The following is a 22,417-nucleotide window of genomic DNA, read 5'->3' as shown; positions in this document are numbered from 1 at the left end:
TCGCAAAATGCGACGGCGGCGGTTTGGTCAGACAGTTACCGCGGTCGGAAATTGGGGGCCGCCCTCTAGGGAGACGTCGCCATCCTATTTCACCACCAACATCTTGCCCATGACACTGCGATCTTGCAGGTGTCTGATGATCTCTACTGCGCGATCCTCGATACATGCAACCGTTTGGCAAGCATCATCCGTCATCTCCCAGTACGGCTCGAGGGACGCACGTCCTCAATCCCAGGGCGCCCTGCCGCGAAATGCCTCGGCGAGGAAATCGACCATGACGCGCGCCTTGGCGCTGAGGTGGCGGCGGCTGGGATAGACCGCGAGCACGTCGATCTCAGGCATGCGGTAGCCGGTCAACAGCGGCACCAGCCGCTTCCGCCGCAAATCCTCCCCCACAAGGAAGGTCGGCTGCCGGATAACGCCAAGGCCAGCCAAGGCCGCTGCGCGGGCGGTATCGCCGTTGTTCGTGCGCATGATGTGGCGCACCGCAACGATATGCTCCCCGCCCGCATCGTCGAGCATTCGCCAATCATCAACCGAATCCGAATAGGTATACGCGATGCAGGCATGATCCTTGAGATCCTCCGGACTCGCCGGCGTGCCGTGACGTGCAACATAGTCGGGGGAAGCGCAGATCAGATGGCGCGTGGTCGCGAGCTTGCGGCTGACAAGGGCAGACGATCCGCCACGTGAAATACGGACGGCCAGATCGTAGCCCTCTTCGACCAGATCGACGACCCGATCCACCAGGCTGATATCCAGCTCGATATCAGGGTAGCGCGCGCAGAAGCGCGGCCAGAGCGGCGCCAAATGCAGGATGCCGAAACTCAACGGCGCGTTGACCCGCAGCCGTCCGCGGGGTTGGATCGCGGCTGTGGATGCAAGCGCCTCGGCCTCGGCCACGTCGTCGAGAATGGAAAGCGCCCGATCGTACAGCATCTTTCCCGTCTCGGTCGTCGACAGCCGCCGCGAGGTGCGGTTGAGCAGCCGGGCGCCGAGAGACTGCTCGAGTTCGTTGACATACCGCGTGACATTGGCCGGCGAGGTGTCGAGCTTGTCCGCGGCGCGGGTGAAGCTGCCTTGGCCGACGACGGTGGCGAAAACCTCAAAAGCCCGCAAACGGTCCATGCCGCATCCAATCATTCATAAAAACTGAATGATGTAACCAGTTTCCGTGCCTTCTTTCAACTCCTTGATGGGTCTACTTACCAACCCATCGGGCCGCGATGGACGCAGCCCACCAAGGGAGAACGGACATGACACAGCAGCAAACCGGACGTCTTCACAACAAGGTCGCCATCGTCACCGGCGCAAGCTCCGGTATCGGCCGCACCACGGCCAAGCTTTTCGTCGCCGAAGGCGCCAAGGTCGTCGTCGGCGCACGGCGCGAAGCCGAGCTCGCAAGCCTCGTCGCCGAAATCAAGGCCAGCGGTGGCACGGCTGTGGCGCTCGCCGGCGACGTCCGCTCCGAAGCCTACGCCCGCGACCTGGTCGCGCTGGCCGTCAAGAGCTTCGGCAGGCTGGACATCGCGTTCAACAATGCCGGTACGCTGGGCGAAGGCGGCGCGTCGACCGGTGTCTCGGAAGCTGGCTGGAATGATGCCATCGCCATCAATCTCACCGGCTCGTTTCTCGGTGCCAAGCATCAGATCGCCGAGATGGTCAAGCACGGCGGCGGATCCGTCATCTTCACTTCGACTTTCGTCGGCCACAGTTCGTCGTTCCCCGGCGTCGCAGCTTACGCCGCGAGCAAGTCGGGCCTGATCGGGCTGACACAGACGCTGGCTGCCGAGTTCGGCCCGCAGAATGTCAGGGTCAACGCGATCCTGCCCGGCGCGATTGAAACCGACATGTACCGGGAGATGAACGACACCCCCGACAAGGCGGCGTTCATCACCAACCTTCATGCCCTGAAGCGCCTGGGACGGCCGGAGGAAGTCGCGCGCTCGGTGCTCTATCTGGCATCCGACGATTCCGCCTTCGTCACCGGCACCGCATCGCTGGTCGATGGCGGCCTTTCCATCACCCGCACCTGAGCAGGCCGCGCAGGACAACAAGGAGGCTGACATGGGACTGCTGGTTGAAGGTCAATGGCGCGACGCCTGGTACGACACCAAGTCGACGCGTGGCCGCTTCATCCGCAAGGATGCAGCCTTCCGCAACTGGATTACGGCCGACGGCAGCGCCGGCCCGAGCGGAGTGGGCGGCTTCAAGGCCGAAGCCGGCCGCTACCATCTCTACGTCAGCCTCGCCTGTCCGTGGGCGCACCGCACGCTGATCATGCGCTCGCTGAAGGGCCTCGAGGACATGATCTCCGTCTCGGTGGTGCATTGGTTGATGCTCGAAAACGGCTGGACCTTCGCCGACGGCCCAGGCGTCGTCCCGGATACCGTCTACCATGCGCGGTTCATGCATCAGATCTACAGTGCAGCCGATCCCTACTACACCGGACGCGTCACCGTTCCCCTACTCTGGGACAAGCACGCGCGCACGATCGTCAGCAACGAATCGTCCGAGATCATCCGCATGCTGAACTCGGCCTTCGACGCGATCGGCGCGAGGTCCGGCGACTACTACCCGGAAGCGCTGCGCGGCGACATCGACGCGGTCAACGCCCGCATCTACGACACGCTGAACAACGGCGTCTACAAGGCCGGCTTCGCGACCACGCAAGCCGCATACGAGGAAGCCGTCATCCCGCTGTTCGACACGCTGGATTGGCTGGAGCAGCGACTTGCCGACCGCAGGTTTCTGTTCGGCGGCGGCCTCACCGAAGCCGACATCCGCCTGTTCACGACGCTGATCCGCTTCGATGCGGTCTATGCCGGGCATTTCAAGTGCAACATCCGCCGCATCGCCGATTATCCCAATCTCTCGGCCTACACGCGCGACATCTATCAATGGCCCGGAATCGCCGCGACAGTGAATTTCGAACATATCAGGCGGCACTATTATGAAAGCCACCGCTCGATCAATCCCTCCGGAATCGTGCCCGCCGGGCCTCTCCTTGATTTCACCGCGCCGCACGGGCGCGAGCACCTCGCCGCTGCGGACACGCCGCGGTCGTGGCATCGCCCCTCGCCCCGGTCGGCGGTCTGACCGTCCTTCAATCGTTCACCAGCAGACTTCTCGGGAGGCATTTCGCCATGAGCAATCGTTTCCGGATAATTTTCACCGCGCTGCTTGCGACGGCGTTGAGCGGCCCCCGCAGCAGCGCAGACGTCCCCGGCACCCGCAGCCTAGACCCAACCCGCCGCCTTGCCGCCACTCGGCATCGCGCTTGAGGGGATCAACTATCCCTATCCGGTGCAGTATCTGGATCCCACGCTCGAGGGCCAGCCGGTTCGCATGACCTATATGGACGTGCCGCCCTCGGCAGCGCCGAAAACTATCCCCAGGAAAACCACCCAGACCACCACCGACGCCGCCGAGATCTTCACCGCCGTCGACCGCATTGCCGCGATCAAGCGCGAGATCAGGGTGCTCGATAAGAAAATCAGCCGATACCATCGCCTGCACTTGCACGGCTACACGCGGCGGCAATCCAAAGAAGGTAGAAGGCGTGACGTTGCGTGGATTCACGCCCGTTAAGGAGTCGCACCCTAATGAGGCGGCCTCGGCCCGGCGTTCAACCGACTGGGACGAGGGCTTGGCACCAAAGCCGAGGCCGCCTCAGCCCAAGGCGCGGGCGTGACCCCGAGCCTCCAAAGATGAGCACGAGTTGCTCATTCATTCACAGTGACGAATGGCATCACCCGGAAGGATTAGGTCAGCTCCGACGCCAACCCCACGTTCTCAACCTGCACTGTGGGTTTGCATGTGGGTAAGGTTCCAAAGACGCCTAATTTAGTGTGGCCTTCCCTTCGCGGAAGCGAAGTAGGCAAGAAAAGCTACGGTGAACAAGGCCCAAATTATTGCGACTACCCACGCAGTGGCCATAGCGCCAAGACACTCGCCCTCAGCTATCCGGCAGCTATCAAGCACACCGGCACGCAAATAGATCGCGCCCGCGAGAACCGACACAGAAGCGATTACAAAGGGAAGACGCTCTGCGTTCCCAATAGCACGCGAACGACGCCGCTAACCGGGAAGAGAATTTCGCCTTGACCGTTCTCATTTTGCGAACGGTCATTATTTAGGCGATGGCGGCATTCGAGCTCCGACTCGATGATCACAAACAGATCAAGAACTTTGGCGGGTTTAATATCCGACTTGATTACACGCGAACAACCCCTGCCTAGATTTAAGCCACACCATCGCCGCTTCTATCGGCTTGCAGGGACAAGTAGCTCCGTGAGATCAACGGGCTGCGAGTAGAAGCGGTCTGAGCCTCGGCTCTGGACATTGCTCGGCGATGCAAAATGCCATGGCCTCCAGATGCTCGCAATCATCCATTCTCGAGCCACCGCGAGAGCCCCAGGTCCAGGGGCTGAGGTGCTCGCCGGCACTGCTTCGGGCAGCCGTCCAGACCCTATGTGCGGCTCGGAGCGAAGCCAATCGCCCCGGGGCAGCTCGTCCATCGTCCCGTTCGCGTCCTGTAAAATCGAACACTTAGCCACGAGGCCATCATGTCCCTGCGCGCCACCCTTACTTCGTTCGCCCTCGCCTCCAGCCTCATCGCGGCGCCTGCGCTCGCGGCTGACAAGGTGATCTTTCAACTCGACTGGCTGCCGGGCGGCGACAAGGCGCCGATCTACGTCTGCATCCATGACGGCTTTTGCCGCGATGCCGGCCTCGACGTAACCATCGCCTCGGGCCGCGGCTCAACCGACGCCATCTCACGTCTTGCCGCGGGCTCCGCCGACGTCGGCGTCGCCGATATCGGCGCGCTTCTCGCCGCGAAGGCCAATGAGAATGTCAAGGTCACCGCAATCTTCTCCGAGTTCAACAAAGGGCCGCACGCTCTCTACGTTATCAAGAGCGGCCGCATCGGAAGCATGGCGGACCTCAAGGGCAAGACCATCGCCACATCGCCCTTCACCTCGTCGAACTTCTATCTGCCGCTGGTCCTGAAAGACAAGGGTGTCGAATCTTCGGACGTCAAGCTGATCAAGGCGGAGCCCGGCTCGCTTGGCCCCATGCTGATGGCCGGGAATGTCGATGGCATCGTCGCGTGGATGACCGATCTCACCAGATACAGGAATCAAGGCAAGGAAGCCGGCAAGGAAATCGTCGTGCTGCCGTGGTCGGCGGCCGGCCTCGAACTCTATTCCGCGTCCCTGATCGCCAACGATGACTTCCTCGCCAAGCGCCCTGAGGTCGCCAAACGTTTTGTCGAAGCCTACAAAATGTCGATCGAATTCGCCAAAGCCGAACCCGCGAAAGCCGCCGCTGCGGTCAAGGCGATCGTCGCCGAGATCTCTACCGAAGACGTCGAGGGCTCGCTCAACGACACCCTGCCGCTGATCTTTAACGAAGTCACTGACAAGGATGGCCTCGGCGTATTCGAGCCTGCACGTCTTGCCGAGACGTGGCGCCGCGTCTCCGCGGCGCAGAGTATCGATCCGGCCAAGTTCGATCCCGAGAAGGCCGTCACGCGCCACTTCATTCCAGCGAAGTGAAGATCATGGCCTCACCCGCCATCCGCTTCGACACACTTGGGCAGGTATTCGATACCCGCTCCGGCCGGACCGAGGCGCTCCGTGACGTCAGCTTCGAGGTCGCGCGGCACGAGTTTGTCGCGATCCTCGGTCCTTCCGGCTGTGGCAAGTCCACGCTGTTGCGTCTGATCGCCGGGCTGCTACGGCCGACGTCGGGCTCCGTGGAGGTATTTGGCTTGCAAGTCGGCGAGCCGCGCGACGATATCGGAATCGTCTTCCAGAAGCCGACGCTGCTGCCCTGGGCGACGGTGGAGGATAATGTCGTTTTTCCGGCCCGTCACAAGCGCGGCCGGGTAAGCCCCGAGGAACGCGAGCGCGCGGCTGCCCTGTTGCGTATGGTCGGCCTCGAAGGCTTCGCCAAGCGTTTGCCGGACGAACTCTCCGGGGGAATGCAGCAGCGCGTCGGCATTGCCCGGGCGCTGCTCATGGACCCGGACATTCTCCTCATGGACGAGCCGTTCTCTGCGCTGGACGCACTGACGCGCGAGGTCATGGGCTTCGACCTGCTGCGCATCTTCGCCGAACGGCCGAAGACAGTCGTCTTCATCACCCACTCGGTGAGCGAGGCGGCGCTCCTCGCCGACCGCGTCCTGGTGATGACCGGCCGCCCGGGCTCCGTGCTGACTGACGTCGTCGTGCCGGTGGGACGTCCGCGCGGCCCTGAAACCGCGAATGAGAAAGCGATCCATGACCTCAGTGCCTACCTACGCAGCTTCCTCCTCCAAAAGGCAGCCTAAGGCCATGACCGACCCGGTAGCCGGCGCTTCGCCGTTCTTTCGGCGACTTGCGACCGCGCCGGGCATGGCGACGCTCGGCTCCCTCATTGCGGTGGTTGTGCTGTGGGAGCTGACCGCGCGTATTTTTGCAATTCCGTCCTATCTTCTGCCGACGCCGTCTTCGGTGATCCAATCGTTCTCTTCGATCGGATACGACCGCTGGTTCGTTCATGTCTGGGCGACGCTGCGAGTCGCGATGATCGGCTACGCGCTCTCCATCGTGATCGCCATTCCGCTCGCGATCCTGATGCTGCGCTCGCCATTTCTCTCCAGGACGCTCTATCCGCTGCTCGTCGTCGTGCAATCGACGCCGGTGGTGGCGGTCGCGCCCATCATCATCGTGTCGCTGGGCGCGGGCGACGCACCGCGCGTGGTGATCACCTGTCTCATCACCTTCTTTCCGCTCGTCGTCTCCACAGCGACGGGTCTGGCGGCCACGCCGCCGGAGTTGATCGAACTCTCCCGCAGCCTGCGCGCGCCGGCCTGGCGGGAGATCACGCAGATCCGTCTGCCCTTCGCGGTCCCGTACATCTTCTCCGCACTGAAGATTTCCATCACCCTCGCCGTGATCGGGGCGGTAGTGGCCGAGTTCTGCGCCTCCGAGGCGGGCGTCGGCTACTTTATCCAGTTCTCGACATCGATGTTCCGCCTGCCGCAGGCCTGGGCCGGGTTGATCGTTCTCGCTGCGATGTCTCTCGTGCTGTTCCAACTTGTGTTGTTCGCGCAGAAGTCCCTCTTCCCGTGGAGCCTGCCGAAGAAGGACTGAAATTTCGGCGCAGGCGAGCCCCTGCGCCACTCACCCCGGAGTAGAAGCGGTCGGGCCAAGCCCGGACATTGCTCCTCAACCGCCGGCCCGTCGGCCTCAACATCAGGAGACTGCAATGACTACCGAACCGTATGCCCTCGCCGAACTGAACAAGGAAGCTACCATTGGCGGCATCGGCAAAACCGTCGAACGCGAAATTCCCGTCATCGACCTTTCGGATTTCGACAGGCGGAAGCACGAAATCGCCGACGCGCTCTGGCAGGCATCCAGGGACATCGGCTTCTTCCAGGTCTGCAACCACGGTATTCCTCAGGCCGACATCGATGCCGCCTTCGAGACAGCTTGGACGTTCTTCGAGCTGCCAACGGACACGAAGGCCAGGTATCCGATGCCCAAAGGCACGAACGCGGGCTGGGAGTATAAGGCACAGGTGCGACCGTCCACCGGCACGCCGGACAACAAGGAAAGCTACCAGATCACCCCGCCCAACATGACGGGATTATGGCCGAGCGAGGAAGAGCTGCCGGGCTTCAAGGCGAAGATGCTGGAGTTCGAACGGCAGAATTGGGAGCTCGGGGTGCGTATCCTGTCCTGCTTCGCGCTCAAGATGGGCTTCGCCGAAGACTTCTTCGCCAAGGCTCATGATCCGAACTCGGATCAGTATCAGTCGACACTGCGCCTGATCCACTACATGTCGATGGAGAACGCCAAGCCGGACGACTTCAAGACCTGGCGCGCCGGCGCTCATTCGGATTTCGACTGCCTCACCATCCTGCATCAGAAGGAAGGCGAAGGCGGCTTGCAGGTATGTCCCGGCAAGGACGCTGCGGAAGGCAAATGGACGGACGTCCCGCCGCGCAACGGCTACATCACCTGCAACATCGGCGATATGCTGATGCGCTGGTCGGACGATCAGCTGCAGTCGACGCTCCACCGCGTGCGCATGCCGCGGGCGGACGAATATCTTGGCCGGCGCCTGTCGCTGCCGTTCTTCTGCCAGGCCAACCGCGACGCCGTCATGCGGGGGCCGCTCGGCAAGTATCCGCCGATCACGGCCGGCGACTACCTGACGATGCGGATCAGCGCGAACTTCGCGAAAAACTGAAGTTGAGTATGAGCCGCGCCGGCGTCATCGTGTGGAAGGGGCAAACGCCCCTTCCACATATCGGACCGACCATGCTTCACAGCCGAGCGCTGCGCTATATCGACGAGGTCGCCCGCCAGGGCTCCATCCGCAAGGCGGCCAAGACGCTGCACGTCGCCGCCTCTGCCATCAACCGCCACATCCTCGATCTGGAGGAGCAGCTGGAGGCGCCGATCTTCGAACGCCTGCCGCGCGGTCTGCGGCTGACGAGTTCCGGCGAGATCCTGATCGCGCACATCCGTGAGACGCTGCGCGCCCACGATCGCATGCGCACGCAGATCAATGCGCTGCGGGGCTTGAGCCGCGGCGAGGTATTCGTCGCCACGATGGCGACGCTCGCCGCCGGACGCCTCGCCGAGATCGTCGCCGCCTATCGGGCGGCGCATCCCCAGGTGAGCCTGCGCATCATGGTAGGCGACCGGACCGGGGTCGCCGACATGGTGGCGTCCGGCCAGGCCGACCTGGCGGTAGCCTACAATCTGCCGGAAGATAGTCGGCTGCAGCGCGCCGGTGAATTCCAGCATCGCCTCGGCGCCGTAGTCGCCCCCGACCATCCGCTGGCGGCGCGCAAAAGCGTGCGCATCTCGGATTGCCTCGTCTATCCCCTGGTGCTGGCGGATCGATCGCTGTCATTGCGCGAGGTGGTCGAGAACATTGCGCCGTCTCACGCCAGCCTGACGCCGATGGTCGAGACTAACTCGATGGAGCTGATGAAGCGCCTTGCACATACCTCGCCCCACGTGACTTTCCTCAATCGTGTCGACGTCGATCAGGAACTGACGAACGAAGAGCTCGCCTTCATTCCACTGTCGGGCACCGCCGGCCTGCAACGACTCAACGTGCTTCATCGCGTACGCGGCTCGCTCTCTCCGGTGGCCAGCCATTTCATGTTGTTTGCCGTTGAGCACCTGAAGCTCCCAGATTCCGCCTGACACCCCTCTTATCCGGACCGCTGCCTGTGACATCGCTTTCACCCAAAACCATCGCTCCAGGGCTTTTCACCGGCAAGGAACGGCTGTTGTTGCGCAACGCGCGCACGCCGGCCTCGCTGCTTGGCGCAGGCGTACCGGGCGGCGCTGCTTGCGATCGCGACGGCGCGGCGCTGATCGATATCGTCGTCCACGGCCAGACCGTCGCCGCCGTCCTTCCGGCCGGCCATGGCGAGGCGGAGTGCGTTGTTGATCTCGCCGACCGCCACGTCTGGCCGCTCCTGGTCGATGCGCATACGCATCTCGACAAGGGCCATGTCATCGGCCGAGCGCCGGACTCCGGCGGCACGCATCCTGGCGCACGCGACGCCACCACATCAGACCGCATTGCGCATTGGCGTCGCGACGATCTGCTGCACCGCATGGAATTCGCTCTCAATTGCGCGGACGCCCATGGCGTCGCGGCGATCCGCTCCCATCTCGACAGCCACGAAGGGCAGGCCGAGACGACATGGGCCGCTTTCAGCGAGACCCGAGAGCGCTGGGCGGCGCTTATCGCGCTACAAGCGGTGGCGCTGGTGCCGCTCGACGCCTATCGCGGCGACTATGGTCGCAAGCTCGCCGATCTCGTCGCCGCGCAAGGCGGACTGCTTGGCGGCGTCACCCGGGCTTCCGGCGGGGCTCACGGCAAAGCGCTTGAGGATATCGATGCACTGCTTGACGCATTGTTCCTGCTTGCGAAGGAGCGCGATCTCGACGTCGATCTTCATGTCGACGAGGCCGCGCGCGCGGACGCGCTGCCCAGTGTCGCGGCGGCTACCATCCGTCATGGATGGGAAGGCCGCGTCACTTGCGGTCATTGCTGCTCGCTCGCGCTGATTCCGGATGATGAAGCCGCCCGTGTCATCGAACTCGTCGCATCCGCGGGAATTTCGATCATCACGCTGCCGACCGTGAACATGTATCTGCAGGACCGCGCCGATGGCGTGACGCCGCGCTGGCGCGGGGTGACACCGGTAAAGGAGCTGCGCGCGGCGGGCGTGCGTGTCGCCGTCGCCGGTGATAATTGTCGCGATCCGTTCTACGCCTATGGCGATCACGACATGCTCGATACTTGGCGGCAGGCCGTGCGCATCGCACATCTCGATCATCCCTTCGCAGATGCCGCCGCCATGGCTGGCGCTGTTCCGGCGGCTATCATGGGTGTGCAGGCCGGCGTGATCGCCGCCGGCCGCCCCGCCGACCTGATGATCCTGGAGGCATGGAGCCTCGATCAGGTGATTGCGCGGCCTCACTCGGACCGCCTAGTCATTCGCGCCGGCACCGCGTCGTCCGCTTGCCTTCCTTCCTACGCATCGCTCGAAACGATCGCAGGTCGATGACCTCCAGCAAGGTCGGAGGTTTGCAGTCTAAGGGATGTTCAGACGGCTGATTAGCATCAGGGTGGCTTACAAAAGGTTAGCCGAAGCGCGGCACCGTTCGCATTTTGCGAGCGGCTTCCATCTGGGCGACGGCGGCATTCGAGAACGACACAAACCGGCATTCGAGGATGAAGACAAACCGATCAAGGTCTTTGGTATTTTTGGCATTCCGACTTGAGCGCAGTCGTCGATCCCCCAAGTCCAAAATGGACCGAACACGAATTCAGTTGCACCCAGGATGCGTTCTTCCATGTCCGGCCCCGGCGGGGGCTTGCGATGCCTCCTTGAAGGCCGGCGAGTTTGAAAGAATTTTCTGATCTATCAGCATCGCAGACCTGTGGTCCTCAATCATGACATTCTGGAGTCTGCTTGCATGCCAGCCCCTCGGTCGGAGCGCAACCTGCGACAGATTATGACCTAACGGCTTGCGTCCAGCGTAGCACAGGCGGCGCGGCGACCGCGCGTCAAGATGTGTGAGGGATATGACGACCATGAGCAGCGAGAAGACGAGCCGGTTGACGCCGGCCCCGAAAAAATTGGTCACCCGCATCGCGGCACGTCGGTTTCCGGGAGTAGCGTGTAATGCGCCCTATTCTTCCCGCAGATGGTTGCGTCGCAGCTTTTCGCGCATGATGCAGCGAATGGCGCGATCAGCCAGCCGCTTCCTCGTGGTACCATACTGGACGATGTGGACAGTAAAACCGCCACGCGGACCGCCAAGCACACCGACCTCCTCGACTGTCTCGCATCCCGGCCAGATTCGAATTTCACCAAGACACTCGTTGATCAGCGCTGCGCGCGTGATGCCCGCGGTATGCAGAATAGGAGACCTGCAGGGTACCAGACGTGGCCACATCATCGTCGCTGCCGTGGAGAGCGTCGCGGCTTCGGTCTTGCCTGCTTCGCAGATTGGCCGTTGGAGCCTGAACCATTCGGTTTACAGTGCGTGATAGCGGGCGTCCATTGGAGCGAACATTGCTCCCCGCCTATCCGCACCGACGATCCAAAGTCACACCAGCGGCTTGGTGACGCGCTTCAATGAACCCAGACAAACCCGCTCGTCGCAACCGTCAGTCGCGCCGATTGCCGTGTGACTGTGCTGGAGCAAAAGCTCTGCGGCGATGGGGTCAGCGCGTCTTTTGATCCATCAAGAGTGACCGAGGATTGCTGCGCCATTCCGTAATGCTGCAGCCGAATCGCTCTCGGAACCAACGTGCAAGCGCGCTTTGCGCGGAGAAGCCCAGAAGTGCGGCGACGGCGCTGAGTGAACGATCCTTTTCTTTGATAAGGCGAACCACCGCTTCGGCTCTCTCCTTATCGACGATCTCGGAAAAGCTCTTGCCGCTCTCGGCGAGCCTGCGCTGCACGGTGCGACCGTCGCAGCCCAGATGCTGGGCCACGCGCTCCACCGAGCAGTGCCCCTTTGGCAGCAGTGCCGCGATCAACTCCCGGACCTTGCCATCAAATGTGGATGAGCGTGCGGCAACGGTCTCGATATATCTCTGCGCGTATCTCGCGATCGATGGGTCTGCGGCAGCCATCGGACGATCCATGTCGGTGCTGTGGCAGATGATCCCATCGAATTCGGCCCCGAACACGACATTACACTTGAAGAAGCGCCGATACGTCTGGCGATTGCGTGGTGCCGGATACGTGAAGTGTACGTCCAGCGGCTGCCACCCCGATCCAAGAAAAGCGCTGAGAATGCGATAGGACACCCCTACCGCCAGTTCCACTGCCTGCCGTGCCGGGACGGGGCGGCCAAGCAATATCTCGGGTATGATCACCACGACGTCGCCGTGTCGCTCGATGCGCTGACGCAGCGATTCATTGTGGATGTGCATATAACGTCCGATCGCCTCCATCGCCGCTCCGACGGTTGGCTGGTCGCGCGCAATGAGTGCCACTGGCCCGAGATTTGAAAACCCGCCGCGCTCGGCCAGCCGAAGGCCGAAATCGTCGATCCCCGCGGCGGCCGCGGAGGCCTCCAACAGGCGACGTACGCCACCTCCCGGAATCCGGATATCCGGATCGGTCACGCCAGGTGGCAGACCCACACTTTTCAGCATCCTCGCCGGATCGAGCCCGACGCTGCGCGCGGTCTCCGCATAGTGCATCAGGCAGGCCGCGCGGATCAGGTCGACCATCGCAAAATCCCTCCCTGTCGCGAAATGTAAAGTCGATGTCGTGAATCGTCAAATGCGATGTCGCAGCCCGACGTATTGATTGGGCAAGAAGCGGCCGCACAGCGGCGGCACGACAGGGCGGAAACGGTGGAACAATGATGCGTGCAAGCGAAGCAGCGCATTATCGGCGCGAATCGACTGACCGGCAGCGGCGCAACAATCTCGGTCGTCCCACCGGCCATCACCGCCGAAGCTCTGCCACCGTCACGGCTGATCGGTCGTCAGAGCTGCCCGAACAGCGCCGTCGTGATGGCGGTCTGAGGCCGTGCGACGCCTGCCGAAGCCTGTGCAATGCACGCGCGATGATCGGTCTCCGTGAGCAGCCGCGGACGCCATCGTGACGGCCATGCCTCCGCCCCGCATGAGCACCACCATAATTCCCAGAGCCACCCAACCACACCCAAGCAAACTGGAGCCGGATATGGTTTACGAAACCATCGAAGTGCGCAAAACCACGCCAACGATCGGTGCAGAGATTTTTGGCGTCGATCTCTCGCAGCAATTGAGCAACCGGCAATTCGACGAAATCCATCGGGCGCTGATGGAAAATCTCGTCATCTTTTTTCGAGACCAGCAACTGACGGTCGAACAGCAGAAGACGTTCGGCGCCCGCTTCGGCAAGCTGCACGTTCATCCGAACGCGCCGAAGGGCCTGCCGGACCACCCTGAAATCCTCGTGATCAAGGCCGACGAGAACAGCAAGCGCGTCGCCGGCGAATCCTGGCATTCCGACGTCTCCTGCGACGAGGAGCCGCCGATGGGCTCGATCCTCTATATCCAGGAGATCCCGCCGGATGGTGGCGGCGACACGATGTTCGCCAACATGTACGAAGCCTATGAGAGCCTGTCGGAGCCGCTGCGCAAGATGCTCGACGGGTTGACCGCGATCCACGATTCCTGGAAGGCGCATTCGGACCGCAAGCCCGGCGAGGGAAGCGACATGCAGTTCCCGCGCTTCGAGCATCCCGTGGTGCGTATTCACCCGGAGACCGGCCGCAAGCTGCTGTTCGTCGATCGCGGCTTCACCACAAACATCGTGCAGCTTCGCCGGGCCGAGAGTGACGCGCTGCTCTCCTTCCTGTTTCAGCACATCGAGACGCCAAAGCTGTCGTGTCGCTTCAAGTGGCAGAAAAACTCGATCGCGTTCTGGGACAATCGCTCCGCACAGCACCAGGCAATCTTCGATTACTGGCCGCATCGGCGCTATGGGCACCGGGTCACGATCTGTGGCGACAAGCCGTTCGGCGTCGCCAAGCAGATGTCGAACGCGAGCCTCGCGGCTAGCTGAACGTGCCTTGGTGATCCGGGCTACCTCCTCCGCGACGTGCCAGCAACGCCGACACGGCGGTGACGTCGCCCGAGCCTGATCAACAGCATCCTGACGATTGAAGGTACTCTATGACGGATCATATCGACACGAACTTCCTCACTCGCTGCTTCGGCCTGGCAGGTCGTGCGGTGATCGTCACGGGGGCCGGATCGGGCCTCGGTCGGCAGGCGGCGAAGACACTCGCCGCCGCTGGGGCTGAGGTGGCGTTGCTAGGGCGCCGCGAGCAGCAATTGAAAGAGACCGAAGCCGAAATTCTTGGCGCAGGTGGGCGTGCATGGAGTTTCCCGGTCGACGTGACCGACCAGAAGGCGCTGACCGGGGTTCTGGATCAGATTCAGCAGGACATGTCCTCGCTGTGGGCACTGGTCAACAATGCCGGAGTCGGGGGACGCAGTCCGCTGGCCGAGGTCAGCGAAGCGGCGGTCGACAACATCTTCGGCGTGAATACCAAGGCGGCACTGTTTGTGGCAACAGCTTTTGCGCGGCGCCTCATCGCGCTGCGCACCCCGGGTCGCATCGTCAATATCTGTTCACTCGCAGTACAGTCGAATCCGGCGGGTCTGGGAATCTACGGGGCCAGCAAGGCGGCTCTCGAGCACCTGACCCGCACCATGGCTCGCGAATGGGTGGCGCAAGGCATCAACGTGAATGCCATCAACCCGGGCTTCATCGAGACGGATATCAACCGTGCCATGCTGCAAACCGCAGCGGGAAAACAGATGATCGAACGCTTGCCACGCAAGCGGGTGGGCTCGCCTGAGGCTTTGGACGGTGCGATCTTGCTGCTGGCGTCGCCAGCCAGCGCCTTCATCACCGGTTCGACGCTGATCGTCGATGACGCGCAACGCTTCGGAGCCATCTAAAGGCCCAATCCAATCTGGATCGAGAACCTCGTAGCGAACGTGACCATCCACGGGAGGCAAGAATGCTCTGGAAGAAGCGCCCCACTGCGGTACTGGCCGGCTTGCTGGTCATTCACGTGCTGGCTCACATCGACCGCAACATGTTGCTGGGCTTCTCGCCGCAGATCATTACGGACCTCAAGATCAGCAACACCCAGTACGGCTTTCTCGTGGGAGTGGTGTGGGTCCTGAGCTTCGGCTTCATGGCCCTTTTTCTCGGGTCGCTGGCCGACCGGTTTAGCCGCACGCGCATCATCGCCGTCGGCGTGTTCATCTGGAGCCTCTGTACCTGGGCTTCTGGTCACGCCCAGAGCTTCGAGCAGATGGCGTTGGCGCGCTTCTTTGTCGCCAGCGGCGAGGCGGCCCTGGTGCCTGCTGCCGTTTCAATCCTGACGGAGCTGTTCTCGGAGCAGAAGCGCAGCACAATCATGGGCATCTTCTTCATGGGCATTCCCATGGGGATCGGCGCCAGCTTCCTGCTGGCTGGCACGTTCGGAGCGTCGCTTGGTTGGCGCTCAACGTTCTATGCCTTGGGAGGTCTGGGGATTGTCATCGCCGTGCTGCTGGCCTTCCTGAAGGAGGATCGCAGCCAGACCATGACTCACGAGCGCGGCGCACCGTTCGTTCAGCAAGTCCGCACGGTGCTGGGCTTGATGCGGAGCCGTCCGCCGCTGTTGTTCCTGATCATTGGGTTCGTCTTGCTTCACATCCTCTTCGCCGGCCTGTCGTTCACTCAGCTCTGGATGGTGAAGGAGAGAGGTATGGACACGTCGTCTATCGCGGTGCACATCGGTACATTCCAGTTGCTGTTTGGCGCAATGGGGTCTGTCATCGGTGGTGTCGTCGGCGATCGCCTGGCGCGTCGACTTCCCGGGGGCCATCCGGCTGTCATCGTCCTGTTCATTGCCACGTGCGCTGTCCCAATGGTCGCCTATCGCTTCGTCGCTCCAGGTTCCTGGGCGTTCTATGTTGGCATGTGCGCCGGATTTTTTCTGCCATTGGCCTGCTATGGGTCGGCAAATGCCGCGATCATGGGCATGGTGCCGGCCCAGACACGTTCCACGGTGGCCGGGTTCACGATGCTGTGCATCAATGTTTTTGCGATCGCCATCGGAAACTTGGCGGCTGGCCGAGCGGTCGACGTGCTTGTGGCGCAGTGCGTTTCCTCCCCGCTGACGCACGTGGTTCTGGCGACCGATTTCATCGGCATCGGCTCGGGAGCTTTCTTTGCGCTGGCCGCCTTCTTCTCAGCGCGGCAGCGTGATTTGGTGATCCACGTGCCTGCCCGTGCGTAGTGGGGACCGAAAGCGTGGATTGAGAGATTTGATTCGCAGGAGCCAAACGCATGAAGAAATCGTGCGCCATTTGCGACCATTCCAAATAGAACTGCGAACTCCACCGTTGCTCTCATTCGCCGCTCACGCGCCGGCGATGTCAATCGCTGCTGATCGACCACCATCGGACGAGACGCGAATCCGGCCTGCTCACTCGTGAAGCGACGACAGGAATTGTCTGAGCTCGGGCGTCTTGGGGGCGGCGAACAACTCATCCGGCGAACCCATCTCGTGGACGCGCCCCTGGTGCATGAAGATAAGTCGATCCGACACCTTGCGCGCAAAGCTCATCTCGTGGGTGACCATCAGAAGGGTCATGCCCTCCTCGGCGAGGCTCTCGACGACCCGCAAGACCTCCCCGACGAGTTCGGGATCGAGCGCGGACGTGATTTCATCGCAGAGCAGCACGGCCGGCTCCATGGCGAGTGCGCGGGCAATCGCCACGCGCTGCTGCTGTCCGCCCGACAGGCGATCCGGCATGGCGTCGAATTTGTCGGTGAGCCCGACGCGGGCCAGCAGGCCGCGCGCCTGATCGGCAGCTTCGCTTGAGACCTTCCTCTTCACGAGGCCGGGGGCCAGCATGATGTTGCGGCCCGCCGAGAGGTGCGGGAACAGGTTGAAGCTTTGGAAGATCATGCCGACGCGCTGCCGGAGCGCCCGCATCGCATTGGGGTCGCCATGGATCAGCGGCTTGCCGTCGACCGTCAGGCTGCCTTCCTGAAACGCCTCCAGTCCGTTGATACAGCGCAGCAGCGTCGATTTGCCGGACCCGGAGCGGCCGATGATCGCCACGACCTCGCCGGGCTGGACCGTCAGGTCGATCCCCTTGAGGACCTCGTGCGTTCCGAACGACTTTCGCAACCCCTTGATCTCAACGATGGGCTGCATGGAGCTTCCTCTCAAGGTTCTTCGCGACGAGGCTGATGGGATAACAGAGCACGAAGTAGAAGAGCCCGACGCAGCTGTAGACGACAAAAGGACGGAACGTGGCGTTGGTCACCATCGAGCCGGCCTTGGTGAGCTCGACGAAGCCGATCACGGATGCGAGCGCAGTACCCTTGATGACCTGGACCAGAAAACCGACCGTGGGTGCGATGGCGATCGTGAGCGCTTGCGGCAGGACGACGTAACGAAGGTTCTCGCTGAACGAGAGCGCCAGGCTGGTGCCGGCTTCCCATTGGCCGCGCGGCACGGCCTCGACGCAGCCGCGCCAGATCTCGACCAGGAAGGCGCTGGTATAGAGCGTGAGCGCCAGTGTCGCGGCGGTCCAGGCCGAGGTGTTCAGGCCGAGCAGCGCAATCCCGAAATAGGCGAGAAAGAGTTGCACCAGCAGCGGCGTGCCCTGGAACAGCTCGACATAGCCCTCGACAAGCGCCCGCCCGATCCGCGACGGCGAGAGCCGCAGCACGAGCAATGCAGCGCCGACCACGCCTCCGCCGAGGAAGGCGATCAGCGACAGCACCACGGTCCAGCGCGCCGCGAGGGCGAGGTTGCGCAGGATGTCCCAGAGCGTGAACTCGACCACGGTCAGCGTCCGAACACGAATCTGGGTCCTGCCCAGCGCAGCAGCCGCCGGACCGTGAACGCCAGAACGAGATAGATCGCGGCGACGATGATGAAGGCTTCGAACGACCGGAAATTGCGGCTCTGGATCAGGCTGGTCGCGAAGGTCAGTTCAGGCACCGAGATCTGGCCGCACACCGCTGAGCCGAGCATGACGATGATGATCTGGCTGACCAGCGCGGGCCATATCCGGGCAAGCGCCGGCGGGGTGACGACGTAAACGAAAGTCTGCGTCGGCGAGAGCGCGAGGCTGATCGCGGCTTCGCGCTGTCCCCGCGGCGTTGCCTCTATTCCGGCGCGAACGATCTCCGTCGCGTAGGCGGACAGGTTGACGACCATGGCGATCACGGACGCAACTTCGGGCGACAGGCGAAAGCCGGCGGCGGGCAGCCCGAAGAAGATGAAGAAGAGCTGGACGATGAAGGGCGTGTTGCGGATCAGCTCGACGTAGGCGCCGACCACAGTTTGAAGCAGCACCGGCCCCTCGCTTCTGGCCCACGCGAACGCGATGCCGGTCAGGACACCCAGCACGGCCGACACCGCCGTCAGGCCGAGCGTCCAGGCGACGCCGACGAGCAGCAGCGGCCAGCTCGCCAGGACAGCACCGAAATCCAGTTCAACCGTCATGCATCCAGCCCAGGGTGAAATGCGTTCGCCTAGATCGGCAGGTCGCCGGCTTCGCGGCCCAGCCACTTCTTGCACAGCCGGTCGATCTCGCCGGACTTGCGCGCTTCCGCGACGATCTCGTTGACCCGGGTCCGAAGGGCGTCCTCGCCCTTCGCGACGCCGATGAAGTTCGGACTATCCTTGAGCAGGAATTTGTACTCGAGACCGAGCGAGGAATTCTTTTGCATGATCGTGGACGCAACCTGGGCGCTCGTCGCGACGAGTTGCGTCTGGCCGGCCAGGAAGGCCGAGATGGTTGCGTTGTTATCCTCGAAGCGGCGGATCTCGGCGGTCGCGGGCGCGACCTTGGTCAGTTCCTGATCGTCGACCGAACCGCGCGTCACTGCGATGGACTTGCCGGCAAGATCTTCGGCCGCCTTCACGGCCGCGGCCTTCGGCGCGAACACCGCAATGAAGAAAGGCGAATAGGCGATCGTGAAGTCGACGACCTTCTCGCGCTCCGGGTTCTTTCCGAGCGTGGAGATGACGAGGTCGACCTTCTTGGTCTGGAGATACGGAATCCGGTTCGCAGTCGTGACCGGGACGAGTTCGACCTTGGCGTTGAGCTTTGCGGCAACGAATTTCGCCATGTCGACGTCGAGGCCCTGCGGCGCCATGTCCGCGCCAACGAAGCCGTAAGGCGGGAAATCCGTCGGGATCGCGATCTTGATCGTCTTGGATTTTGTAATGTCGTCGAGCGCATTCTGGGCCTGCGCGGCGCCCGCGATCAGGACGGCGCAAGCGGCGAGAGCACAAACGGCGGTCCGGCGGGTCGTCTTGGACGTCATGGCGTACATGGAAACCTCCTAGCTGGTGGACCGCGCCGGCCTCGCCGGGCGCGACTTGGCGACTGATCTTGTATGCAAGTCACGTGCCGGGCGATCGACCGGTTGAAGAGCCTCGCGAAGCAGGGAAACAGAATCGCGCTCGGACGGTACCGACAGCTTGACGTCCCATGTCCCGAGATGAGCCGACATCGCGGACGCGGCTGCCGCCAAGTCGCCGGCATGCAGGATCTCGACGATCTCGCGGTGTTCGTTGAAGGACCGCGTGGCGTCCTTCCACGACTGAAAGCGCATCGCCGCGAGCGTGGTGCGCACGGTCAGGTCGCGCAAGGATTCCGCCAGAATGCTGTTGCCGAGACATTGGGCAAGGCAGACGTGAAAATCGCCGAGCAGGAAGCTGCGCAAGCCGGCATTATCGCGGGAAAATGACGCTTTTTGACGCTTGATATGTGCATCTAGTCGCCTGAGCGACTCAGGGCTCACCTGCCTTGCGTTGTTCAGAATCCCGACCTCGATGATGCGCCGCGATTCAAACACTTCTTGCGCCTGCTCTCGCGTCACCTCGACGACGTACCACCCCCGGCGCGGACTGACGTTGACCAGACCACGCGCACTCAGCCGCGTGAGAGCTTCCCGAACCATTGTCCGGCTGCAGCCGAAAACAGCGGCGAGATCCTGCTCGCCGAACCGCGAGCCGGGCTCAAACTTTCCGGCGAGTAGGGCCTCCAGGAGGCGCTCGGCGATATCGGCGGACGTCTGCATTCCGCGCAGCATAGCTACGCCAGAACAGGTATACAAGATAAGCGGGCGGGGCGCTCCCAAATTTGGGGGCGGTTCAAAAGTGCAGCACGACCTCGCCAAGGCGGAGCACCTGCGCGGAAACCCTGGCCGCCGGTGCCGCAAACAGCAGGCCCGTGCAGGAGCCGGTCGTGATCACGTCGCCGGCCCGCAACGGTCGGCCGCGCGCCTCCGCGTGCCCCGCGAGCCAGACCAGTAGACGCCAGGCGTCGCTGGCGGGATTGCCGCCCCGCGTCGATGCGACGGTCTGACCGTCAAAAGCCAGCTCCGCGCGCACGTCGCGAAGATCGAGCGTCGCAGGATCGATCGCGGATGGCTGACCAAGGATGAGCGCGCCATGGCTCTGAAAATCGGCGAGCTTGGCCAAAGCAGGACTCTCCGACCAATTGGCGAGCCGGGTCTCGACAACCTCGACGACCGGAAGCAACGCCTCCACGGCCCGGATGCAATCGGATCGGGACGGCGCGCCCACAAGGTCACGCCCGAGGCGTAGTCCCACCTCGACCTCGACACCCCGCATACGCCACTCAGCTCCGTCGAACGCTGAAGGCGAGCTGGAAATTCCGATTACTGGACAGGGCGCTCCCATCGGCTCGGCCTCTGGGTCGGCCGCTCCGACCTTCCAGCCGGCAACAGGTCCGAGTTGACGGGCGACGATGTCCTGAACGGCATAGGCAGCAGTTCGATCCGGCAGCTCGATATCTCGCCATGAGGCCGGGGTCCCGCTCCGGCGCGCCTCGAGCAATCGCTCGGCGAAATCTGGGACACTCATCGCTGCACCTTTCGGATTTTCGGATCCGGCCAACTCGGCCGCCATGGGTGCATGTCGTCATAGAGGCGCGCGAGCGCCAACAAGGCGCTGTCCTCCCCGCGTCGGCCGACGATCTGGAATCCGGTCGGGAGACCATCGACAAAGCCGCTGGGCACTGCAATCGCCGGCAAGCCCGCCGCGTTGGCGAAGGCCGTGAAGACGGCGTGTCCGCGAGGGCCGACGGGCTCGCCGGCAATGACGAGAGGATGTGTTTCATTTGCCGGCCAGGGCAGGGCTGCCGTGGCTGGCGTAAGAATGGCGTCGTGGTGCGAGAAGATGACGGCGAGCTCGCGTTCAAGCTCGCGGACCGCAGCGAACACCTCGAAGAGCAGCGTCGCGGACGCACTCCGTCCGGCCTCAAGGGCGGCTCGGCTCGCGGGCGTCAGGAGATCGAGGTCGAGCGGTACTGCGCGCCGCGACAACTCGTCGAATTGCCCTGCGCACTCGATCATCCAAGCAAGTCCCACACTGGAGAGCGTCGGCCAAAGCGCGTTGACGCGGTCGGCGATCCCGAATTCGACGGCTTCTTCGACGACGCAGCCCAGCGTCTCGAAGCGATGAGCGGCCGCCCGCACCTCGGCATCGATTGCTGGATCGACCGGATGGGTTCCGAAGCGAGGCACGAACAGGATGCGGCGCAGCGGTGCTCCGTCCGGCAACGCGCGCCCCGCTAGAGTGTCGGTCATCGTGCTGACGTCTCGAAGGCTACGGCCGACCGCTCCCACGACTTCAAAATCCTGAAAAATCTCGGGCAGCCCGCCGCCACGCGGGACGATTCCCATCGACGGCTTGAAGCCGTAGAGACCGGTATGCGACGCAGGCCTTCGCGTTGACCCGCCACCATCCGTTGTGAGTGCAAGCGGGCCGCAACATGCGGCAACAGCGGCGACCGCGCCGCCGGATGAACCGCCAGGTGTGAGGTCCGCGCGCCACGGATTGCCGGTCGTCCCCGCCAGGGCATTCGTCGTGGTGCCCTGCATGGCGAATTCGGGACAGTTCGTCTTGCCAAACAGAACGGCGCCGGCCGCTCGAAGTCGCGCCACGGGCGCTTCGTCGCGCGGCGCGACATAGCCCTCCAGGAGCCGGCTGCCCCAGCTCGTCGAGAGCCCGGCCACGTGAACGTTGTCCTTGACGCTGATCGGCACCCCATCCAGCGGGCTGATCGGTTCGCGCCGTGCCCAGCGGCGCGCGCTTTCCTCTGAAGCCCGCCTCGCATTCTGGTCCAGTGACACGAACATGTTCAGCGCGGATTGGCAGGCGGCGGCTCGCGCCAGGCACGCCTCGAGCGCTTCGATCGGCGTGAACTCGTTGGCGCCGAAGCCGTCCACGAGTTCGGCGGCGTCGAGCTGCCACAAGTTCAGCATGTCGAGAACTCCAGAATTGCAACGAACAATCTCATGCGCGAT

Annotated in this window: 23 protein-coding genes; 14 read left to right on the top strand and 9 right to left on the bottom strand. The window is 63.1% G+C overall.

All coding sequences use genetic code 11. The features are described from left to right. Positions 1-225 precede the first annotated feature (225 nt). Positions 226-1,128 (bottom strand): LysR family transcriptional regulator, encoded by a 903-nt coding sequence (locus FNJ47_RS08205; RefSeq protein ID WP_163152422.1) that lies wholly within the window; start codon positions 1,126-1,128, stop codon positions 226-228. A gap of 128 nt (positions 1,129-1,256) precedes the next feature. Between FNJ47_RS08205 and FNJ47_RS08200 the strand changes: the two genes are divergently transcribed. From FNJ47_RS08200 to FNJ47_RS08155, 10 genes are all read left to right on the top strand, one after another. After that, complete coding sequence (locus FNJ47_RS08200; protein WP_163152420.1) at positions 1,257-2,036, top strand: SDR family oxidoreductase; 780 nt, start codon at positions 1,257-1,259, stop codon at positions 2,034-2,036. Between the two features lie 31 nt (positions 2,037-2,067). Beyond that, positions 2,068-3,099 carry a glutathione S-transferase family protein gene (locus FNJ47_RS08195; protein ID WP_163152418.1) on the top strand — a complete coding sequence of 344 codons (1,032 nt, stop codon included), beginning with the start codon at positions 2,068-2,070 and terminating at the stop codon, positions 3,097-3,099. 159 nt (positions 3,100-3,258) lie between these two features. Continuing rightward, on the top strand, positions 3,259-3,591 hold the full coding sequence (locus tag FNJ47_RS50460) for a hypothetical protein (protein WP_206685297.1): 333 nt from the start codon (positions 3,259-3,261) through the stop codon (positions 3,589-3,591). Positions 3,592-4,568: 977 nt separating this feature from the next. Next, positions 4,569-5,561, top strand: a complete 993-nt coding sequence (locus tag FNJ47_RS08185) for an ABC transporter substrate-binding protein (protein WP_163152416.1) — start codon at positions 4,569-4,571, stop codon at positions 5,559-5,561. Positions 5,562-5,566: 5 nt separating this feature from the next. Next, the gene (locus tag FNJ47_RS08180) at positions 5,567-6,337 is read left to right on the top strand and encodes an ABC transporter ATP-binding protein (RefSeq protein WP_163152414.1); all 771 of its coding nucleotides are present in this window, start codon (positions 5,567-5,569) and stop codon (positions 6,335-6,337) included. 64 nt (positions 6,338-6,401) lie between these two features. Next, positions 6,402-7,142 (top strand): ABC transporter permease, encoded by a 741-nt coding sequence (locus tag FNJ47_RS08175; RefSeq protein WP_235999660.1) that lies wholly within the window; start codon positions 6,402-6,404, stop codon positions 7,140-7,142. A 115-nt stretch (positions 7,143-7,257) separates the two neighbouring features. Further along, complete coding sequence (locus FNJ47_RS08170; RefSeq protein ID WP_163152410.1) at positions 7,258-8,247, top strand: isopenicillin N synthase family dioxygenase; 990 nt, start codon at positions 7,258-7,260, stop codon at positions 8,245-8,247. Positions 8,248-8,318: 71 nt separating this feature from the next. Continuing rightward, complete coding sequence (locus FNJ47_RS08165) at positions 8,319-9,218, top strand: LysR family transcriptional regulator (RefSeq protein WP_163152408.1); 900 nt, start codon at positions 8,319-8,321, stop codon at positions 9,216-9,218. A 50-nt stretch (positions 9,219-9,268) separates the two neighbouring features. Further along, the gene (locus tag FNJ47_RS08160; protein WP_430649363.1) at positions 9,269-10,597 is read left to right on the top strand and encodes a cytosine deaminase; all 1,329 of its coding nucleotides are present in this window, start codon (positions 9,269-9,271) and stop codon (positions 10,595-10,597) included. 34 nt (positions 10,598-10,631) lie between these two features. Beyond that, positions 10,632-10,814, top strand: a complete 183-nt coding sequence (locus FNJ47_RS08155; protein WP_163152406.1) for a hypothetical protein — start codon at positions 10,632-10,634, stop codon at positions 10,812-10,814. A gap of 949 nt (positions 10,815-11,763) precedes the next feature. Here the strand turns inward: FNJ47_RS08155 and FNJ47_RS08150 are convergent. Next, positions 11,764-12,783 (bottom strand): AraC family transcriptional regulator, encoded by a 1,020-nt coding sequence (locus FNJ47_RS08150; protein WP_163152404.1) that lies wholly within the window; start codon positions 12,781-12,783, stop codon positions 11,764-11,766. Positions 12,784-12,924: 141 nt separating this feature from the next. Between FNJ47_RS08150 and FNJ47_RS08145 the strand changes: the two genes are divergently transcribed. The 4 genes from FNJ47_RS08145 (at position 12,925) to FNJ47_RS08130 (ending at position 16,349) form a co-directional block, all read left to right on the top strand. Further along, positions 12,925-13,083 (top strand): hypothetical protein, encoded by a 159-nt coding sequence (locus FNJ47_RS08145; RefSeq protein WP_163152402.1) that lies wholly within the window; start codon positions 12,925-12,927, stop codon positions 13,081-13,083. A gap of 160 nt (positions 13,084-13,243) precedes the next feature. Then, positions 13,244-14,110, top strand: coding sequence for a TauD/TfdA dioxygenase family protein (locus tag FNJ47_RS08140; RefSeq protein ID WP_163152400.1), 867 nt, complete (start codon positions 13,244-13,246; stop codon positions 14,108-14,110). 110 nt (positions 14,111-14,220) lie between these two features. Further along, a complete protein-coding gene (locus FNJ47_RS08135) occupies positions 14,221-15,015 on the top strand; it encodes an SDR family NAD(P)-dependent oxidoreductase (protein WP_163152398.1) in 795 nt (264 codons plus the stop codon). A gap of 62 nt (positions 15,016-15,077) precedes the next feature. Then, positions 15,078-16,349, top strand: a complete 1,272-nt coding sequence (locus FNJ47_RS08130) for an MFS transporter (protein WP_163152396.1) — start codon at positions 15,078-15,080, stop codon at positions 16,347-16,349. Positions 16,350-16,538: 189 nt separating this feature from the next. Here the strand turns inward: FNJ47_RS08130 and FNJ47_RS08125 are convergent, their stop codons facing one another. From FNJ47_RS08125 to FNJ47_RS08095, 7 genes are all read right to left on the bottom strand, one after another. Further along, on the bottom strand, positions 16,539-17,276 hold the full coding sequence (locus FNJ47_RS08125; protein ID WP_163152394.1) for an amino acid ABC transporter ATP-binding protein: 738 nt from the start codon (positions 17,274-17,276) through the stop codon (positions 16,539-16,541). Continuing rightward, positions 17,260-17,913: an ABC transporter permease subunit gene (locus FNJ47_RS08120; protein ID WP_163152392.1), complete on the bottom strand. Its 654-nt coding sequence runs from the start codon at positions 17,911-17,913 to the stop codon at positions 17,260-17,262. The genes FNJ47_RS08125 and FNJ47_RS08120 overlap by 17 nt, the downstream gene beginning before the upstream one ends. 2 nt (positions 17,914-17,915) lie before the next feature. Next, positions 17,916-18,578: an amino acid ABC transporter permease gene (locus FNJ47_RS08115; protein ID WP_163152390.1), complete on the bottom strand. Its 663-nt coding sequence runs from the start codon at positions 18,576-18,578 to the stop codon at positions 17,916-17,918. A 29-nt stretch (positions 18,579-18,607) separates the two neighbouring features. Continuing rightward, complete coding sequence (locus tag FNJ47_RS08110) at positions 18,608-19,405, bottom strand: transporter substrate-binding domain-containing protein (RefSeq protein WP_163152448.1); 798 nt, start codon at positions 19,403-19,405, stop codon at positions 18,608-18,610. A gap of 18 nt (positions 19,406-19,423) precedes the next feature. Next, positions 19,424-20,164, bottom strand: coding sequence for a GntR family transcriptional regulator (locus FNJ47_RS08105; protein WP_163152388.1), 741 nt, complete (start codon positions 20,162-20,164; stop codon positions 19,424-19,426). A gap of 73 nt (positions 20,165-20,237) precedes the next feature. Next, complete coding sequence (locus tag FNJ47_RS08100; RefSeq protein WP_235999656.1) at positions 20,238-20,720, bottom strand: fumarylacetoacetate hydrolase family protein; 483 nt, start codon at positions 20,718-20,720, stop codon at positions 20,238-20,240. A 248-nt stretch (positions 20,721-20,968) separates the two neighbouring features. Beyond that, a complete protein-coding gene (locus FNJ47_RS08095; RefSeq protein ID WP_206685296.1) occupies positions 20,969-22,366 on the bottom strand; it encodes an amidase in 1,398 nt (465 codons plus the stop codon). Positions 22,367-22,417: the final 51 nt, after the last annotated feature.

Origin of the sequence: Bradyrhizobium uaiense (genome assembly GCF_010811875.1) — a bacterium.
Lineage (GTDB): Bacteria > Pseudomonadota > Alphaproteobacteria > Rhizobiales > Xanthobacteraceae > Bradyrhizobium > Bradyrhizobium uaiense.
The sequence above is the reverse complement of the archived record's forward strand: the minus strand, read 5'-3'. Positions and strand labels throughout refer to the sequence as shown.

Bases quoted from the DNA above. Each gene is read 5' to 3' on its own strand.
- FNJ47_RS08110 (WP_163152448.1), bottom strand. From the start codon at position 19,405: ATGACGTCCAAGACGACCCGCCGGACCGCCGTTTGTGCTCTCGCCGCT.
- FNJ47_RS08200 (WP_163152420.1), top strand. From the start codon at position 1,257: ATGACACAGCAGCAAACCGGACGTCTTCACAACAAGGTCGCCATCGTC.
- FNJ47_RS08105 (WP_163152388.1), bottom strand. From the start codon at position 20,164: ATGCAGACGTCCGCCGATATCGCCGAGCGCCTCCTGGAGGCCCTACTC.
- FNJ47_RS08155 (WP_163152406.1), top strand. From the start codon at position 10,632: ATGTTCAGACGGCTGATTAGCATCAGGGTGGCTTACAAAAGGTTAGCC.
- FNJ47_RS08195 (WP_163152418.1), top strand. From the start codon at position 2,068: ATGGGACTGCTGGTTGAAGGTCAATGGCGCGACGCCTGGTACGACACC.
- FNJ47_RS08185 (WP_163152416.1), top strand. From the start codon at position 4,569: ATGTCCCTGCGCGCCACCCTTACTTCGTTCGCCCTCGCCTCCAGCCTC.
- FNJ47_RS08140 (WP_163152400.1), top strand. From the start codon at position 13,244: ATGGTTTACGAAACCATCGAAGTGCGCAAAACCACGCCAACGATCGGT.
- FNJ47_RS08130 (WP_163152396.1), top strand. From the start codon at position 15,078: ATGCTCTGGAAGAAGCGCCCCACTGCGGTACTGGCCGGCTTGCTGGTC.
- FNJ47_RS08170 (WP_163152410.1), top strand. From the start codon at position 7,258: ATGACTACCGAACCGTATGCCCTCGCCGAACTGAACAAGGAAGCTACC.
- FNJ47_RS08205 (WP_163152422.1), bottom strand. From the start codon at position 1,128: ATGGACCGTTTGCGGGCTTTTGAGGTTTTCGCCACCGTCGTCGGCCAA.
- FNJ47_RS08100 (WP_235999656.1), bottom strand. From the start codon at position 20,720: ATGCGGGGTGTCGAGGTCGAGGTGGGACTACGCCTCGGGCGTGACCTT.
- FNJ47_RS08125 (WP_163152394.1), bottom strand. From the start codon at position 17,276: ATGCAGCCCATCGTTGAGATCAAGGGGTTGCGAAAGTCGTTCGGAACG.
- FNJ47_RS08135 (WP_163152398.1), top strand. From the start codon at position 14,221: ATGACGGATCATATCGACACGAACTTCCTCACTCGCTGCTTCGGCCTG.
- FNJ47_RS08175 (WP_235999660.1), top strand. From the start codon at position 6,402: ATGGCGACGCTCGGCTCCCTCATTGCGGTGGTTGTGCTGTGGGAGCTG.
- FNJ47_RS08165 (WP_163152408.1), top strand. From the start codon at position 8,319: ATGCTTCACAGCCGAGCGCTGCGCTATATCGACGAGGTCGCCCGCCAG.
- FNJ47_RS08150 (WP_163152404.1), bottom strand. From the start codon at position 12,783: ATGGTCGACCTGATCCGCGCGGCCTGCCTGATGCACTATGCGGAGACC.
- FNJ47_RS08115 (WP_163152390.1), bottom strand. From the start codon at position 18,578: ATGACGGTTGAACTGGATTTCGGTGCTGTCCTGGCGAGCTGGCCGCTG.
- FNJ47_RS08180 (WP_163152414.1), top strand. From the start codon at position 5,567: ATGGCCTCACCCGCCATCCGCTTCGACACACTTGGGCAGGTATTCGAT.